The organism is Curtobacterium sp. MCLR17_007 (assembly GCF_003234655.2).
Taxonomy (GTDB): domain Bacteria; phylum Actinomycetota; class Actinomycetes; order Actinomycetales; family Microbacteriaceae; genus Curtobacterium.
Window position 1 is genome coordinate 1687309 of sequence record NZ_CP126271.1, and the last position, 17477, is coordinate 1704785.

Below are 17477 nucleotides of genomic sequence, written 5' to 3' on the forward strand. Positions count from 1 at the left end.
AGACTGTCGGGATGCCGACGCTCCGCGATCTCCAGGCCGTGATCGAGTCCCTCTGGCCGGTCCGGGGTGCCGAGTCGTGGGACGCGGTGGGGCTCGTCTCGGGTGACCTCGACGCCGATGTCGACCACGTGCACCTCGCCGTCGACGCCGTCCCGGACACCGCGCGCGAAGCCGTCGCCCTGGGTGCCGACCTGCTGCTGACCCACCACCCGCTGCTGCTGCGCGGTGTCACGACCGTCGCCGAGTCGACCTACAAGGGCGCGGTGCTCGCCACGCTGATCCGCGGCGGCTGCGCGCTCGTCGCCGCGCACACGAACGCCGACGTGGTGGCCACGGGGACCTCGGCCGTGCTCGCGGACCGCATCGGCCTGACCGACCAGCGTCCGCTCGAGCCGGGCGCGACCGCCGACACCGGCATCGGCCGCGTGGGCGTGCTCGCCGAGCCGATGTCGCTCGGTGCCCTGGCCCGCCGCATCGTCGACGTCCTGCCCGCAACGGCATCGGGGGTCCGCGTCTCGGGCGACTACGACCACCCGGTGCGCACGATCGCCCTGTGCGCCGGCGCGGGCGACGCGTACCTCGGCAACCCGCTGGTGCAGGACGCCGACGTCTACGTCACGAGTGACCTGCGGCACCACCCGGCCTCCGAGTTCCGCGAACAGGCCATGCTGTCCGACGGACCGGCACTGATCGACACCTCGCACTGGGCCACCGAGTGGCTCTGGCTCGACGTCGCCGCCGAACAGCTCCGCCAGGCGACCGGCCTCCGCGTCACCGTCAGCGACCTGCGCACCGACCCGTGGGACTTCGCCGTCCTGCCGAGCGCGCCAGCACCCACCACCGAGCACCAGCACGAAGGAGCCTGACCATGAAGGCAGCACCCGAGGACCAGGTCATCCTCCTCGACGTCCAGCGACTCGACAACGACATCACGCGCATCGCGCACCGCATCAGCTCGCTGCAGAAGGGCGACCGGCTCACCGAGCTCGCCACCGCCGCAGCCAAGCTCCGGAGCGAGCTCGCCGCCGCCACCGGCGACGTCGAGGACGCCGAGCGCGATCTGGCCCGGCTCGAGTCGGACACCGCGACGGCGCAGGCGCGCGTCACGCGTGACACCACGCTGCTGGCGAACTCGTCGAGCACGAAGGACTCCGCCGGCCTGCAGAGCGAGCTCGACTCCCTGCAGCGACGGATCGGTGACCTCGAGACCTCGGAACTCGAGGTGATGGAGCAGCTCGACGTGTTCCGCGCCCGGGTGGGGGACATCGAGGCGAAGCTGGCCGACGCCGAGGCGGCACGGAACGCGCTGGTGTCCGAGCGCGACACCGAGATCGGACGACTCGAGAACGACCGGGCCTCGGCGGTGCAGGCCAGGGCAGACGTGGCCGCGAAGGTGCCGGACGACCTGCTCGCGCTGTACGAGCGCCAGCGCGCCCGCTACGGCTTCGGTGCGTCGCTGCTGCAGGGCGGGGTCTCGACCGCGTCGGGCGTGACCCTGACCGGTGCCGACCTGCAGACCGTGCGTCGTGCGGCACCGGATGACGTCGTGCTCTGCCCCGACAGCGAGGCGATCCTGGTCCGCACCGCGGAGTCCGGCCTGTAGACGCGCCCCCACCGACAGACGGGAGGCCCGGTACCAGCTGGCACATACCAGCTGGCACCGGGCCTCCCGTCTGTCTCGTGGTGGCTCTGCACCACCGTGGCCTGTGCGAACGGGCCGGCCGTACGCCGGGTTCTGTCCTGCCTTGCGGCAGTGACGGCCATCTGTCTCGGACCGACGTTGCCGTCGGCCTCCAGCGGTCTACCCGAGGACTCGGCGAGCAGCCTCGACGTCCTCTGTCTGACCTTGCTCCGGGCGAGGTTTACCGAGCGGATCCGGTCACCCGGACCCCTGGTGGTCTCTTACACCACCGTTTCACCCTGACCGGTGTCGCCACCGGCGGTCTGTTCTCTGTGGCACTGTCTCGCGGATTGCTCCGGGTGGGTGTTGCCCACCGCCCTGCTCTGTGGAGCCCGGACGTTCCTCGGCACTCCCGGGGGAGTGACGCGACCGTCTCACCGACCCGTTCGCAGTCGAGAGTGTAGCGGAGCGGTGGGCGCCCCCGCCCCCAGGTTCCGCAATATCGGCATCTCGAGCGGCCGGACCGGCAGGACCTGCGACCTCGACGACACGCATACGGCGAGTCGTGCGACCAGGAGCGGCGTCGTCAGAGCGGTGTCGCCCGACTCGTCATCAACCAGGCGAGGATCAGGCGCTTCGTGCGGCCAGGGTCGCCGCCCCGATGATGCCCGCGTTGTTGCGGAGCGTCGCCGGGATGACCGGGGCCTGCAGGTCGAGCAGCGGGAGGAACTCCTCGTGGTGCTTCGACACGCCGCCGCCGACGACGAACAGCTCCGGGGAGAGCAGCGCTTCGAGCCGGGAGTAGTACTTCTGCAGCCGCTTCGCCCAGTGCTTCCACGACAGCTCGTCGCGCTCCTTGGCCGCGAAGGACGCCTTCGTCTCGTAGTCCACCCCGTCGATCTCCAGGTGGCCGAGCTCCGCGTTGACGATGAGCACGCCGTCGTTGATGAGCGCCGTGCCGATGCCCGTGCCGAGGGTCGTCATGATGACCAGGCCGTCGCGACCCTTCGCCGCGCCGAACTGCTGCTCGGCGAACCCGGCTGCGTCGGCGTCGTTGACGAAGTGGATGGAGCGTCCGAGTTCCTTCTCGAACAGGGCCTCGGCCTCGAAGCCGATCCACTTCTTCGACACGTTCGCCGCCGACATGGTCTTGCCGTCGCGCACGATCGCCGGGAAGCAGACGCCGACCGCGACGTCCGAGGCCGGGGCGAGCTCGTCGAGGATCTCGACCACGACCGCCACGATGTCGTGCGGCTTGCCCCCTTCCGGTGTGGCCTTCTTGATCCGCTCAGTGGTGAGTTCGCCGGTCGCCGTGTCGACGATCGCGCCCTTGATGCCCGTACCGCCGATGTCGACGCCGACTGCGAGTGAGGTCATGGGAGCTGTGGCCCTTTCAGGAGACGGTGAGGAGTTCGGCGCCACGTTCTGTGACGACGAGGGTCTGTTCGAACTGCGCGGTCCACGACTTGTCGCGGGTGCTGACGGTCCAGTCGTCAGACCAGATGTCGGCTTCGATCCCACCGAGGGTGAGCATCGGCTCGATGGTGAACACCATGCCGGCCTCGATGACGGTGTCGTGCTGGGGCGCGTCGTGGTGGGGGATGATCAACCCGGAGTGGAAGGCACGACCGACGCCGTGTCCGGTGTAGTCGCGGACCACGCCGTAGCCGAAGCGCTTGGCGTAGGACTCGATGGCCCGCCCGATGACGTTCACCTGGCGCCCGGGAGCGACGGCGCGGATGCCGCGCTGCATCGCCGCCTCGGTGCGGGTGACCAGGTCCTGGACCTCGGGTGCGGCGGCACCGACGACGAACGTGCGGTTCGTGTCGCCGTGCATGCCGTCCTTGTACGCGGTGATGTCGATGTTGACGATGTCGCCGTCCTGCAGCACGGTGTCGTCCGGGATGCCGTGGCAGATGACCTCGTTCACGGACGAGCACAGCGACTTCGGGTACCCGCGGTAGCCGAGGGTCGACGGGTACGCGCCGTGCGCGACGACGAACTCGTGGCCGATCCGGTCGAGCTCGTCGGTGGTGACACCCGGGCGGATCGCCGCGCCGACCGCGTCGATGGCCTGCGACGCGATGCGTCCGGCGACGCGGATCCGCTCGACCTCGTCCGGGGTGTAGGTGTCGCCGAGGCCGTGCTCGTGGGGTTCGACCCGGCCGACGTACTCGGGTCGCTCGATGTCCTTGGGGACGGGCCGCTGCGGGGAGATCCGGCCGGCGGTCAGGTGTCCGTGTTCGTCCCGGGGCATGCGCACGAGTCTAGTCAGCACCATGGTGTCGCCGGTGACCCGACGTCCCGGGGGGACGACAGGTCACCGGCCGGTGACCCGGCGCCCCGGGGGGACGCCGGGTCACCGGGTCTCCACTACGCGCCGACCGTGACGGTGCGCGTGGTGATGTTCGGGCTGACCCACGCGAAGACGACTCGGTCCCCGGCGTGCAGGCCGTGCAGGACCGTCGTGAAGGCCCCGCGCTTGTCGGTCGCACCCGGCTTCGGCGTCGCCACGAGGGCTCCGTCAGCGGACACGACGTGGTACTGGAACTCCGACGGACCCTTCGTGGACCCGGAGAGGTGCGCCACGCCGTTCTCGGCGTCGAACCAGTCCTGGCGGACGGTCGTCTCGCCGCCGGGAGCGTGCCCGTCGCCCGGGTCGGTCCCCGGCTGCTCGGGGTCGGTCCCCGGCTCCTCGGTTGCGGCACCCGGGGCGGTGAAGGTGGTCCGTGCGAGTTCCGAACCGTTCGACGTCGAGTGCACGACGGTGTAGGTCGCGCCCGGGGTCCAGTCGACGAGGTACTGCTGGACGAGCGCTCCGCCGCTGTTGGCGTTGCCGCTCGTCATGCTGCGCTCCTTGCCGGTGTCGTCCTTGACGACGACCATGCCGGCCGCGTGCGTCCGCACGTCGACGGTCAGGCCGCCCGCGGCGTCGACGGCGGTCCGCTCGACGTCGGGGCGGGTGGTCCCGGTGCCGGGCTCCTCCGGTCCGACGACGGGTGGCAGCGGGTCGACCGTGCCCGGCGCGCTGAAGGACACCGGCTCCGAGGTCCCTCGGTCGGTCTCCCACGCGGCGCCGTACGTCGCGCCAGCGGAGGCGCCGTCGATCGTGAAGGCGATCCGCCGGTTGCCGAGCGACGCGAATGACGCGGTGACCCGCTTGCCCTCGGCGTCGAGGATGCGGAGGTACCCGGACTCCCCGGTCGGCAGGCCGGCCACCCCGGTCAGTCGACCGCCGGCGAACGCGACGCCCGACACGACCGGGCTCTGGACGGGGTCACTCGTGTCGACCGGAGCATCGACGTCCACGTGGACCGTCCTGCTGACGGGGGTCCGGAGCGCACCGTCGTGCGCGATGAGCACGGCGGCGATCGACGTCACGCCGCCGGCGAGCGGCGTGTCGGGAGTGCACCGGAAGTCGCTCCCCAGCGTGCCGAACGCGCCGTCGGCGGCACACACGAGTGCGTCCGTCGTCGTGTCACGGACCTCGAGGCGCGCGTCCTTTGGGTACCCGAGCGCCGGGACCGAGATGCGCGGCACCGCGTCGGTGACCGCGACCGTGCCGGGTCCGTCGTTCGAGGTGTACCGCACGTCGTGCCGAGCGACGGTCGCGATGGTCGGGTCGAGGTCCTGCCAGTTGGGGAGGGGGTGCGTGGCAGCGGAGGCCGGGGCCACACTCGCGATCGTGGCGAGCGCCAGGCCCGTTGCGCCGATGGTCATGAAGAGTCGAGATGACTGCATGGTGTCCTTTCGAGACGGAGCCGAAACGTAACATGCGGAATATGTGATGGTCGAACCGACCCGCCCGACGCCCCGAGCACGCCACGCGTAGGGTCGGTGCCATGAGCGACGAACGCATCGAGTCCCAGTGGTGGTTCAACGACAAGACCCACACCGTCGAACAGGGCCCGCAGTCTCCGCAGCGCGACCGCATCGGCCCGTTCGAGACGCGCGAGGAAGCGGAGCACGCGCTCGACCGCATCAAGGCCAACAACGAGCAGTGGGACGAGGAGTCCTGACCGGTCGCGTCCGCGCGACGCGACCGGGTGACGGACGGGAGGCCCGTGGCGGCGCCGCCACGGGCCTCCCGTCCGCCACCGGACCGGTGTGCGTCCGCTGCCGGACCGGTCAGGGTCGGTAGGTCACCGGCAGTCGCCGGTCACGGCCGAAGGCCATGCCCGAGATCTTCGGGCCGATGGCGCCCTGGCGACGCTTCCACTCGGACCGGTCCACCAGCCGGGTGACCTCGGCGACGACGTCGGCGTCGAAGCCCATCGCGACGATGTCCGCCGCGCCCTGGGCCCGCGTGACGTACTGCTCGAGGACCGCGTCGAGGACCTCGTACGGCGGCAGGGTGTCGTCGTCCTGCTGTCCGTCGCGGAGTTCGGCGGACGGCGGCTTCGAGATCGAGTTCTCCGGGATCGGTTCGGTCTCGCCCCGCGACGCCGCGAACGCGTTCCGCCAGCGCGCGAGTGCCCAGACCTTCGTCTTCGGCACGTCCTTGATCGGGGCGAACCCACCGACGGAGTCCCCGTAGATCGTCGAGTACCCGACGGCGAGCTCGGTCTTGTTGCCCGTGGTCAGCACCAGGTGCCCGTCGAGGTTCGACAGGCCCATCAGGATCACCGCGCGCACCCGGGCCTGAACGTTCTCGGCCGCCAGCCCGGTCAGGGACAGCTGGGCGTCGAAGGGCGCGACGAGGTCGGCGATGGGCTCGGTCCGGTAGCGCAGCCCGAGCCGGGCGGCGACGTCGTCGGCGTCGGACCGCGAGTGCTCCGACGACCACCGCGAGGGCATCGACACGCCGTACACCGCGTCCGGACCGATGGCGTCGACGGCGATGGCCGCGCAGACGGCGGAGTCGATGCCGCCGGAGAGGCCGAGCACGACGGACCGGAAGCCGTTCTTCTCGACGTAGTCCCGCGTACCGAGGACGAGCGCGTCCCAGATCGCGTGCAGCTCGTCGGGGAGCTCGGCCACGTCGCGAGGGAGCGGCGGACGTGCGGGGAGCTCGCCCGGCGTCGTGTCCGGGGTGTCGAGCGCGACCCGCTGCACGTGCTCGGTGACGACGGCGTCGGGTCGAGCGGGTGCGGGGTCGACGTCCACGACGAGCACGTGCGGGCGGAACTGCGGCGCACGGGCCAGGACCGTCCCGCGTTCGTCCACCACGACCGAGTCGCCGTCGAACACCAGGTCGTCCTGACCGCCGACGATGTTGACGTAGGCGACGATCGTGTCCGACTCGGTCGCACGACGGGTGACGAGGGGCAGGCGCACCTCGTCCTTGCCGGCGACCCACGGCGAGGCGTTCACCACGAGCAGCAGCCCCGCGTCCGCGTCGAGGACCCGTGCGACCGGACCCCCGTCACGCCACAGGTCCTCGCAGATGATGACGGCGACGTCGACGTCGACGATGCGCACCACCAGCAGGTCGTCGCCGGGGATGAACACCCGGTACTCGTCGAACACCGAGTAGTTCGGCAGGTGGTGCTTGGCGGTGGTCGCGACGACGCGCCCGTGCTGCAGGACGCTCGCGCAGTTCGCCGCGATCGCACTGGGAGCGGTGCTGACGTCGACGGGTCGGGGTGGGAGCGGTCCGTCGGGGTGCCCGACGACGACGGCCACCGCGCCGAGGCCCTCGTCGTCGAGCGTCCGCGCGAGCTGTTCGACTGCGGCTCGCGCGGCACGGAGGAACGAGGGCCGCGACGCCAGGTCCTCGATCGGGTAGCCGGAGATCGCCATCTCGCCGAGGGCGACCAGGTCCGCGCCGCGTGCTGCTGCGGTGCGGACGGCATCGACGATCCCGGCGGCGTTCCGGGCGAAGGCGCCCACGACCGGGTTGGTCTGGGCGAGTGCCAAGCGGAGACGGGGCATGAGCACTAGCCTATTGACCACGGTCGCGGGACGACCGTGGTGGAACGCGGAAAGGGCGTGCATGGACAAGCAGACGGACTTCGTGCTCCGCACCATCGAGGAGCGGGGCATCAAGTTCATCCGACTCTGGTTCACGGACGTCATCGGGACCCTGAAGTCGGTCGCGATCGCCCCGGCCGAGGTCGAGGGCGCCTTCGCCGAGGGCATCGGCTTCGACGGCTCCGCGATCGAGGGCCTCAGCCGTTCCTACGAGGCAGACGTCCTCGCGCACCCGGACCCCTCCACGTTCCAGATCCTGCCCTGGCGCGGTGAGATCGACCCCACCGCACGGATGTTCTGCGACATCGCGACGCCCGACGGGCAGCCGGCCGTCGCCGACCCGCGCAACGTCCTCAAGCGCACGCTGGCGCGGGCGAGCGAGCGCGGGTTCACGTTCTACACGCACCCCGAGATCGAGTTCTACCTGCTCAAGGACCGCGACTGGAAGGACGGCGGCCCGAAGCCCGTCGACCAGGCCGGCTACTTCGACAACGTCCCCGGCGGCAGCGCCCACGACTTCCGCCGCCGCGCGGTGCGCATGCTCGAGGACCTCGGCATCTCGGTGGAGTTCAGCCACCACGAGGCCGGTCCCGGGCAGAACGAGATCGACCTGCGGTACGCCGACGCGCTGACCATGGCCGACAACATCATGACCTTCCGCACCGTCGTGAAAGAGGTGGCGATCGAGCAGGGCGTCTACGCGACGTTCATGCCGAAGCCGATCTCCGGTCAGCCCGGCTCCGGCATGCACACCCACGTGTCGCTGTTCGAGGGCGACCAGAACGCGTTCTACGAGCCCGGCGGCGAGTACCAGCTCTCGACCACCGCCAAGCAGTTCATCGCCGGAGTGCTCAAGCACGCGCCGGAGATCACGGCGGTCACCAACCAGTTCGTGAACTCGTACAAGCGACTCTGGGGCGGCGACGAGGCCCCCTCGTTCGTCACGTGGGGCCACAACAACCGGTCGGCCCTGGTCCGCGTACCGCTCTACAAGCCGAACAAGGGCCAGTCGTCCCGCATCGAGTACCGCGGCATCGACTCCGCGGCGAACCCGTACCTGGCGTACTCGCTGCTGCTGGCCGCGGGACTCAAGGGCATCGAAGAGGGCTACGAGCTCCCGCCCGAGGCCGAGGACAACGTGTGGAGCCTGTCCGACTCCGAGCGCAAGGCCCTCGGGTACGCGCAGCTGCCGGCCAGCCTCGACCACGCCCTGTCGCTGATGGAGGACTCCGAACTCGTGGCCGAGACCCTCGGCGAGCAGGTCTTCAACTTCGTGCTGCTGAACAAGCGGCAGGAGTGGAAGCGCTACCGCGACCAGGTCACGCCGTTCGAGCTCGACACCAACCTGGGCATGCTGTAACGACCATGGGCAGCTCCGCGCCGGCACCCGCCGAACGATGACCGGCAGGACGAAGACGTCCCGCTCCGAGCTCGCCCGGCTGGGGTTCGCGGAGCTCTCGGAGAGCCTCGAGCGCCTGTCCGCACTCGAGTCCCGGTTCGGCTCCGACCTGCCAGTGTCGGTCGGCACGTGGCCGGCCCTGTGGTCCTCGACCGCCGACCCGGACGGCGCGTTGCGTCGCCTCGAGCGCCTGGTCGAGACCCACCCCGACGCCCTGCGGCCGATCCTCGACGACCAGGCGGCCACCGAGCGGATGGTGCGGCTGCTCGGGGCATCGGTGGGGCTCGGTGAGTTCCTGCAGCGCCGCCCCGCCGAACTCGACCTGCTCCTCGCACCGGCCACCGAACCGTGGACCCAGGCGGAGTACACCGAATCGCTGACCCAGGCGGTCGACGGTGCCGTCGACGAAGCTGCGCGGATGCGGCTGCGGGTCCGCTACCGCCGCCACCTCGCACAGATCGCCCTCTACGACGTGCTGCACCCCTCCCCGACACTGGCGTTCCCGGCGGTCGCCGCGGGACTCGCCGACCTCGCCGGCGCGGCGCTGGACGTGGCCGTCGACGTCGCCCGGCGCGAGGTCCCCTTCCCGGCGGACCAGGTCGCCGCGACACCGCTGTCCGTCATCGCGATGGGCAAGGCCGGCGCGCGTGAGCTCAACTACGTCAGCGACGTCGACGTCATCTTCGTCACCGAGCCCACCGACACGGTCGACACCGAGCGCGCGGTCCGGATCTCGACCCGCATCGCGATCGCGGCGACGCACGTCATCACCGACCTGGCGGCCGAACCCGCGCTCTGGGAGGTCGACGCGAATCTCCGACCAGAGGGCAAGGACGGTGCGCTGGTCCGCACGTTGGACTCGCACGTGGCGTACTACGAGCGCTGGGCCCGCGAATGGGAGTTCCAGGCGCTGCTCAAGGCGCGGCCCATCGCCGGGTCCGTCGACCTGGGGGAGCGCTACGCCGCGGCGGTCGCGCCCTTCGTCTGGCGCTCGTCGAAGCGCCCGGGGTTCGTCGAGTCCGTGCAGCGCATGCGCGAGCGGGTGACGGACAACATCCCGGACGCCGAGGTCGACCGGCAGCTCAAGCTCGGCCCCGGCGGGCTGCGTGACGTCGAGTTCACCGTGCAGCTCCTGCAGCTCGTGCACGGACAGGACGACGAGAGCGTCCGCGTGCGGTCGACGCTCGAGGCCATGGACGCCCTGACCGAAGCCGGGTACGTCGGCCGCCCCGAGGCCGCGCGGTTCGGGCCCGACTACGCCCTGCTGCGCGTGCTCGAGCACCGCATCCAGCTCCGCCGCCTGCAGCGCACGCACCTGATGCCCGTCGACGAGGACGAACTCCGGGTGCTCGCGCGGTCGAGCGGGCTGGCAACGGGAGCCGCCGCGCTCGAGACCCGGTGGCGGTCGGTGAAGCTCGAGGTGCGCGGGCTGCACGAGCGCCTGTTCTACCGCCCACTGCTCTCCGCCGTGGCGGCGTCCGACGGCGGGATCGTGCTCACGAGCACCCAGGCACGCGACCGCCTCGGTGCCATCGGCTTCGTCGATCCCGACGGGGCCCTGCGGCACATCCGCGCCTTGACCCAGGGCACGTCGCGGCGCGCGGCGATCCAGCGGAACCTGCTGCCGGTGCTGCTGCGCTGGATGGCCGAGGGCCCCGCCCCCGACCGCGCGCTCCTCGCCTTCCGGAAGCTCAGTGACACGCTCGGCGAGTCGAGCTGGTTCCTCCGCATGCTCCGCGACTCGTCGGGTGCGGCGCACAGCCTGACGACCGTGCTGTCCGAGTCCGCCTTCCTGTCCGGGCTCCTCGAACGCTTCCCCGAGGCCGTCGCGTGGCTCGACGAACCCGACACGCTGCTGGTCCCGCGTCCGATCGCGTCGCTGCTGTCCGAGGTCCGCGCCACCACCGCCCGTCACGGTGACGACGTCGCGGCCGCCGCCTCGCTGCTGCGCTCGGTGCGGCGTCGCGAGACCCTGCGCCTCGGCATGGCGGCCACGCTCGGCCGGCTCGACGTCGACCAGCTCGGTCCCGCGCTGAGCGACATCACCGAGGCGACGCTGACCGGCGCGCTGGACCTCGCCCGCCGTGACGCCCCGGACGGTCTCGAGTTCGGCGTCATCGCGATGGGCCGGTACGGCGGGCGCGAGCTCGGGTTCGGCTCCGACGCCGACGTGCTCTACGTGTACCGGGCGGACGGGGTGCCGCCAGAGGCGGCATCCCGGGCGGCGCAGGGGATCGTCCGCGAACTCTCCCGACTGACCGAGGACACGATCTACCCGTTCGACCTCGACATCGACCTGCGCCCCGAGGGCGGGAACGGTCCGGTGGTCCGCACGCTCGAGTCGTACGGCGCGTACTACGCCCGCTGGTCGCTGACGTGGGAGGCCCAGGCGCTGCTGCGCGCCCGCGGTGCCGTCGGCGATGACGGGCTGCTGCGCGACTTCGAGCACCTGGCCGACCGGACCCGGTACCCCGCCTCGATCGCGGAGCGCGAGGTCCGCGAGGTCCGGCGCATCAAGGCCCGGGTCGAGTCCGAGCGGCTGCCGCGCGGCGCGGACCCGGCGCGGCACCTCAAACTCGGTCGCGGGTCGCTGAGCGACGTCGAGTGGTTCGTCCAACTCCTGCAGCTGCAGTACGCGCTGCGGGTGCCCGCGCTCCGGACGACCTCGACCCTGGACGCCCTCGACGGTGCCGTCGCCGAGGGGCTCGTCGCCCCCGAGGACGGCGAGCGACTCGCCGCCGCGTGGCGGTTCGCCTCGCGGACACGCAGCGCCCTCGTGCTCTGGTCGGGCAAGACCACCGACGTGCTGCCGGTCGACCGCACGCAGCTCGAGGGGGTCGCTCGCCTGATGGAGTACCCGCCCGGGTCGGCCTCGCAGCTCGAGGAGGACTACCTCGGGGTGACGCGGCGAGCCCGACAGGTGTTCGAGCGCGAGTTCTACGGCACGGTGTGACCCCACGTCGTCGGGGCCGCAGCCCGTCGACGACCGGCGGTGGCTCCCGTGTCGGCCGGCGCGGGAGCCGCGACACGCCCGGACTCCTGCCAGCGAGCTGAAGCTGACGAGCCGTCAGAGGTTAATTCTTCGTGTCGGCAGACGTCCCCCGTTCCCGGGATCGTGTACCCCGTCCGATCAGGGCCCGGACTCTGCTCCGGGTCGTCGCCGTACCGGCTTGCCGGGGCCGACCGACCGACCCGACCCAGCGCCGCGCGGGTCCGCAACACCGCGCTGACCGGGACTTCCCTGTGGAAGCACCACGATCCTCCCGGATGTCTGTCGGTGCACCGGCGGACCGCGCCGCCGGTGGCGCGGTCCACACAACTGCTGTCAGCAAGCGGGGGGACAGCGCTTGTGGGCGGAGCAGAGGACCACGGTGTACCCCGTCACGAAACGGAAACACCCCCGCGTGGGGGACGCGTTGCACCTGCTCCCTCCGGGGTGCGTGAATGGTGCCACCCGAAGCGACCCCCGATTTCCCGATGGCGCGGAATCTCCACCCCGAACGTTGAAGCAGGGATCGATGTTCACCTTCATTCTGCAGATCCGGCAGATGGTCGACGGGCACCCCGAGTTCTACCTCTTCGCCGTGTACTCCATGGTGATCTGGTTGCTCTGGTTGCTCAAGGTCGTGCTGTCTGCGCGGTACCGCCCCTTCACCGGCACGTACACCGGGACGACGAGTGTCGTCGTCCCGGTCGTGGACGAGCCACTCGACCTCTTCCGTGACGTGATCGGCCGCATGGTCGAGCAGCGTCCCGGCGAGATCATCGTCGTCATCAACGGCGCACGCAACGAGGCCCTCGAGGAGGTCTGCGACGAGTTCGCCCCGCTCGTCCGCTGGACCCACACCCCGATCCCCGGCAAGCGCAACGCCGTCAAGGTCGGGACCGAGATGTCGAACGGGGACATCACCGTCCTGGTCGACTCGGACACCGTCTGGACCCCCGGCGCACTCGAGGAGCTGCTGAAGCCCTTCGCCGACGAGTCCGTCGGTGGCGTCACCACCCGGCAGCGCATCCTCGAGCCCGAGCGCTCGTGGATCACCCGCTGGGCCGACTGGCTCGAGAACTCCCGTGCGCTGTACTCGATGCCCGCGCAGAGCGTCCTCGGGCAGATCGGCTGCCTGCCCGGGCGGACGATCGCGTTCCGCCGGAACATCCTGATGCGGGTCATGGACCGGTTCATGCACGAGAAGTTCATGGGCGTGTTCCTCGAGGTGTCCGACGACCGGACGCTGACGAACCTCACCCTCAAGGAGGGCTACCGGACCGTCTACCAGTACACCTCGCTCGTGTACACGGACGCTCCGCTGCAGGTGAAGAAGCTGTTCAAGCAGCAGCTCCGCTGGGCCCGTGGTTCGCAGTACAACACGCTGCGGATGCTGCCCTGGATGCTCGGGCACGCACCGATCCTGGCGCTGTTCTTCCTGACCGACATCATCCTGCCGTTCATGCTGTTCGGCGTGATCGCCGGCTGGATCTACCGCGCGATCACCGGCCAGGGCGAGAACCTCTACCAGGGGATCCTGCACCAGTACGGCTTCTCGACGGGCTTCGTCTACGTCGCCGGTCTCATGGTGGTCTCGAGCGTGCTGAGCATGGCCATCCGGCAGATGCGGCACCTGGCCGAGAAGCCGAGCGACTTCTTCCGCCTGCCGATGTTCATCATCGTGTCGACGTTCTTCCTCATGCCGATCCGCCTCATCGGGTTCTTCCGCCTGGCACACGCCAGCGGCTGGGGCACCCGTGCCGGTGCCTACGCCGGTGGTCCGATGGAGACCGGACCCGCGCAGCCCGTCGCACAGGGCACCCGGACACCGGTGAGCCCGATCGACCGGGTCGGCCCCGTGTCGGACGACCAGGCAGCGGCGGACCGCGCGTTCGACGACCTGTTCGGACCCGCGGCGACGACCTCGGGCACCGGCCTCGACGTTGCCACCAACTCGACCTCGACCGTCCTCGCGACTCGCCGTGGAGCGGCTGCTGCGGCGGCGGCAGCCAGCGCGCCGACCGCTCCGGCGACGGCTGCGCGCCCCGCCAAGGCCCGTCGCTACAACCCCTACGCGGCCATCCCGTACTGCATCGGCATCGCCGTCTTCGCCCTGGAGGCCTTCCTCATTGTCTGACCTCTTCCGCTCCACGGGCTCCTGGTGGGCGCCGTCCAGCAAGCACGCCAAGCGCACGGCGATCGGCACCACCGCGATCGTCCTCGCACTCGCCCTCATCACGTGGTCCGTCTGGGTCTCGCCGTCCAGCCCCGTCTCCACCGCGGTCCACCACGCCCTCGGCGTCAAGACCGCCTCGGAGAAGGCGGTCGACGCGGACGCTCTGCAGACCAAGCTCACCGCAGCGCAGAAGCAGATCTGGAAGCTCGAGGGACAGCTCAAGTCCACGAGCGCCCAGGCCGGCTCCCGCGGCGACCAGCTCACCCAGCTCAAGGCGCAGATCGCCTCGCTGCAGTCGCAGCTCGGCTCGGCACAGGCGCAGGCCGCCGGGAAGGCCGGGTCCGCGTCCGGTAGCGGGTCGTCGGCCAGCGGGTCCGGAGGCTCGTCCTCGTCCGGCGGGTCGGGTTCCGGCACCCACACGGCCGGTTCCGGTGGCGGGGTCACCCACCCGAACACCGGTCCGTCGAAGGACCCGACGACCACCCCGGTCGTCGTCCCGACGAAGCAGCAGATCCTCGACCAGCCCACGCGCTGGTACGGGCTGTACACCGCGCAGTCGCCCTTCAACTGGGCCGAGTACGACCAGGTCTCGCAGCAGGTCGGCAAGGCCACGAACATGGTCGGGTTCTTCCAGGGCTTCGACCAGGACTTCAACGCGAACGCCGTCAACCGTGCGTGGGCGAACGGTCGCCTGCCGCTCATGACGTGGGAGTCCGCCCCCGCCCAAACCGGCAACGACCAGAAGTACGTCCCCGGCTACACGAACGAGGACATCATCTCGGGCAAGTTCGACGCCTACCTGACCAAGTACGCCCAGGCGCTCAAGGCGAACGGCCAGCCCATGGTCATCCGTCTCGACCACGAGATGAACGGCTCCTGGTACAACTGGTCCGAGGGGTCGGCGCAGCAGAACGCGGCCGGGTCCTACGTCGCGATGTGGCAGCACGTCCACCAGGTGTTCGCGGACGCCGGCGCGAACGACTACGTCATCTGGAACTGGGCGCCGAGCCGGATCGACAAGCTCGGCAACGCGAAGTACCAGACGCTGGCGTACCTGAAGCAGTACTACCCGGGCCCCGACCAGGTCGACTGGGTGGGCATGAGCGGCTACTACCGCACGGCCTCCGAGACCCCGTCGTTCACGAACACCTTCGGCGCCACGGTCGACCAGCTGCGGCAGATCGCCCCGGACAAGAAGATCCTGCTCAGCGAGGTCGGCGCCACCGAGACGGGCACCTCGGTGTCCGGCGGGCAGAAGTCCAAGTGGATCACATCGCTCTTCGACGCGCTGGCCCAGCCCGCCAACGACGACGTCATCGGGTTCTCGTACTTCTCCGAGACCGCGACCACGGTGGTGGACGGCGTCCGCTCCACCAACGACTGGCGACTCAACTCGCGCTCCGACAGCCTTCAGGCCTTCGTGGACGGCATCAAGCGCACCGACATCGACTACGACCTGCAGGAGGTCACCCAGTGAGTGCTCCGAAGAAGTCCGTCCCCTCCGCCGACGTCCGTCCGGCACCCGTCATCAGCGTCATCGGCACCGGGTACCTCGGCGCGACGCACGCCGCCGCCATGGCCGAGATGGGCTTCGAGACCATCGGCGTGGACGTCGACCCCGCCAAGCTCGCCGCGCTGTCGGCCGGTGAGGTCCCGTTCTTCGAGCCCGGCCTGCCCGAGCTCATCACCAAGCACGTCGCGAGCGGCAAGCTCCGGTTCACGGCGGACATCGCCGAGGCCGTCGCTGCCGCGGACGTCCACTTCGTGTGTGTCGGCACCCCGCAGAAGGCCGGCTCGCACGCCGCGAACCTCGCCTACGTCGAGAGCGCGACGCGTGGCGTGGCCGAGAACCTGACGCACCCGGGCCTGATCATCGGCAAGTCGACCGTCCCCGTGGGCACCGCGGAACGGCTGCGGGGGATCGTCCGCGAGTTCGCGCCGAGCGGGATCGCGGCCGAGCTCATCTGGAACCCCGAGTTCCTGCGTGAGGGCAAGGCCGTCCAGGACACGCTGCACCCGGACCGCCTGGTCTGGGGCGGCGCGTCGGCAGCCGCGGACGCCGTGATCCGCGAGGTCTACGCCGCACCCATCGCCGAGGGGACCCCGGTCATCACGACGGACCTGCCGACCGCCGAGCTCGTGAAGGTCAGTGCCAACGCGTTCCTGGCGACCAAGATCTCGTTCATCAACGCGATCTCCGAGATGTGCGCGATCACCGGGGCCGACGTGACCACGTTGGCCGATGCCCTCGGGCATGACGAGCGCATCGGGCGGAAGTTCCTGAACGCCGGCGTCGGCTTCGGCGGCGGGTGCCTGCCGAAGGACATCCGTGCCCTCATGCACCGCGCCAACGAACTCGGCGCGGGCCGGGTCGTGGGGCTCATGCAGCAGGTCGACGAGATCAACATGGGCCAGCGCCAGCGCGTCATCGACATGGCGATCGACTCGGCCGGGGGATCGGTGCTCAACCGGCGCATCGCGGTCATCGGCGCGGCGTTCAAGCCCCTCACCGACGACGTCCGGGACTCCCCGGCGCTCAACGTCGCCGCGGCGCTGCACCTGCGCGGTGCCCAGGTCACGCTGTGGGACCCCGAGGCGATGGAGACGGCGAAGCGCTCCTTCCCGACCCTGAGCTACACGACCGACATGCGCGCGGCGATCGAGGGTGCCGACGTGGTGCTCGTCCTCACCGAGTGGGACGACATCATCGGCGCGGACCCGGAGGAACTCGGCGGGATCGTCGGGCGCCGGACCGTCATCGACGCGCGCAACTGCCTCCCGGTCCAGGACTGGGTCAAGGCGGGGTGGACCGTCCGTTCCCTGGGACGACCCACACCGGTCACGGGTGCACCCGTGAGCGTGGCAGCGGGGACGTACGACTCGTTGGCCACGAGCCGCTAGTCACCGCAGCAGACGGGGTCCGTGCCGGGGCGGCACGGACCCCGTTCGTGCGCGCGGGTGCGGGTGCGTGTGCGGGTGCGGGTGCGTGTGCGTGTGCGAAGGGTGATGCAGTCCGGATCGGTCACGAAAGCGACATGGTGGCGTGGGAAGCGCGTCGCTTCCGTTGCGCGCATGTCGCATGGTTGCGGGTCGCGTGGCGGGACGTCAGGGAAGCGACGTGGTGGCGTGGGAAGCGCGTCGCTTCCGTTGCGCGCATGTCGCATGGTTGCGGGTCGCGTGGCGGGACGTCAGGGAAGCGACGTGGTGGCGTGGGAAGCGCGTCGCTTCCGTTGCGCGCATGTCGCGGGGTTGCGGGTCCCGTGGCGGGACGTCAGGGAAGCGACATGGTGGCGTGGGAAGCGCGTCGCTTTCGTTGCGCGCATGTCGCGGGCGCAACCGCCTGGAGGCCCGGTGCCGGTCCGACGGACCGGCACCGGGCCTC

12 protein-coding genes and 1 other RNA gene are annotated in these 17477 nt (G+C 70.6%); 8 read left to right on the plus strand and 5 right to left on the minus strand.

Annotation, left to right across the window (positions count from 1 at the left end; translation table 11 throughout):
- The first annotated feature begins 11 nt into the window (after positions 1-11).
- Together DEJ13_RS08045 and DEJ13_RS08050 are read left to right on the plus strand one after the other, a co-directional pair.
- Positions 12-866 (plus strand): Nif3-like dinuclear metal center hexameric protein, encoded by an 855-nt coding sequence (locus DEJ13_RS08045; RefSeq protein WP_111107374.1) that lies wholly within the window; start codon positions 12-14, stop codon positions 864-866.
- A 2-nt stretch (positions 867-868) separates the two neighbouring features.
- A complete protein-coding gene (locus DEJ13_RS08050) occupies positions 869-1603 on the plus strand; it encodes a zinc ribbon domain-containing protein (protein ID WP_111107373.1) in 735 nt (244 codons plus the stop codon).
- A 106-nt stretch (positions 1604-1709) separates the two neighbouring features.
- Here DEJ13_RS08050 and rnpB read toward each other — a convergent pair.
- From rnpB to DEJ13_RS08070, 4 genes are all read right to left on the minus strand, one after another.
- Positions 1710-2066: RNase P RNA component class A (rnpB, locus tag DEJ13_RS08055), an RNA gene on the minus strand.
- A gap of 182 nt (positions 2067-2248) precedes the next feature.
- Complete coding sequence (gene ppgK / locus DEJ13_RS08060; protein ID WP_056125113.1) at positions 2249-2998, minus strand: polyphosphate--glucose phosphotransferase; 750 nt, start codon at positions 2996-2998, stop codon at positions 2249-2251.
- 16 nt (positions 2999-3014) lie between these two features.
- Positions 3015-3878: a type I methionyl aminopeptidase gene (gene map, locus DEJ13_RS08065; RefSeq protein ID WP_111107372.1), complete on the minus strand. Its 864-nt coding sequence runs from the start codon at positions 3876-3878 to the stop codon at positions 3015-3017.
- Positions 3879-3994: 116 nt separating this feature from the next.
- On the minus strand, positions 3995-5362 hold the full coding sequence (locus DEJ13_RS08070) for a hypothetical protein (protein ID WP_146245268.1): 1368 nt from the start codon (positions 5360-5362) through the stop codon (positions 3995-3997).
- A 101-nt stretch (positions 5363-5463) separates the two neighbouring features.
- On the opposite strand from DEJ13_RS08070, the gene DEJ13_RS08075 reads away from it, so the two are divergent.
- Positions 5464-5640, plus strand: a complete 177-nt coding sequence (locus tag DEJ13_RS08075; protein WP_111107370.1) for an SPOR domain-containing protein — start codon at positions 5464-5466, stop codon at positions 5638-5640.
- A 109-nt stretch (positions 5641-5749) separates the two neighbouring features.
- Here the strand turns inward: DEJ13_RS08075 and DEJ13_RS08080 are convergent, their stop codons facing one another.
- A complete protein-coding gene (locus DEJ13_RS08080) occupies positions 5750-7495 on the minus strand; it encodes an NAD+ synthase (protein WP_111107405.1) in 1746 nt (581 codons plus the stop codon).
- A gap of 61 nt (positions 7496-7556) precedes the next feature.
- On the opposite strand from DEJ13_RS08080, the gene glnA reads away from it, so the two are divergent.
- The 5 genes from glnA (at position 7557) to DEJ13_RS08105 (ending at position 16996) form a co-directional block, all read left to right on the plus strand.
- On the plus strand, positions 7557-8894 hold the full coding sequence (glnA, locus tag DEJ13_RS08085) for a type I glutamate--ammonia ligase (RefSeq protein ID WP_056125102.1): 1338 nt from the start codon (positions 7557-7559) through the stop codon (positions 8892-8894).
- 37 nt (positions 8895-8931) lie between these two features.
- Positions 8932-11886, plus strand: a complete 2955-nt coding sequence (locus tag DEJ13_RS08090; RefSeq protein ID WP_111107369.1) for a bifunctional [glutamine synthetase] adenylyltransferase/[glutamine synthetase]-adenylyl-L-tyrosine phosphorylase — start codon at positions 8932-8934, stop codon at positions 11884-11886.
- 565 nt (positions 11887-12451) lie between these two features.
- The gene (locus DEJ13_RS08095; protein ID WP_111107368.1) at positions 12452-14056 is read left to right on the plus strand and encodes a glycosyltransferase family 2 protein; all 1605 of its coding nucleotides are present in this window, start codon (positions 12452-12454) and stop codon (positions 14054-14056) included.
- Positions 14049-15572: a glycoside hydrolase family 26 protein gene (locus tag DEJ13_RS08100; protein WP_111107367.1), complete on the plus strand. Its 1524-nt coding sequence runs from the start codon at positions 14049-14051 to the stop codon at positions 15570-15572. The genes DEJ13_RS08095 and DEJ13_RS08100 overlap by 8 nt, the downstream gene beginning before the upstream one ends.
- Positions 15569-16996 (plus strand): UDP-glucose dehydrogenase family protein, encoded by a 1428-nt coding sequence (locus DEJ13_RS08105; RefSeq protein WP_111107366.1) that lies wholly within the window; start codon positions 15569-15571, stop codon positions 16994-16996. The genes DEJ13_RS08100 and DEJ13_RS08105 overlap by 4 nt, the downstream gene beginning before the upstream one ends.
- Positions 16997-17477: the final 481 nt, after the last annotated feature.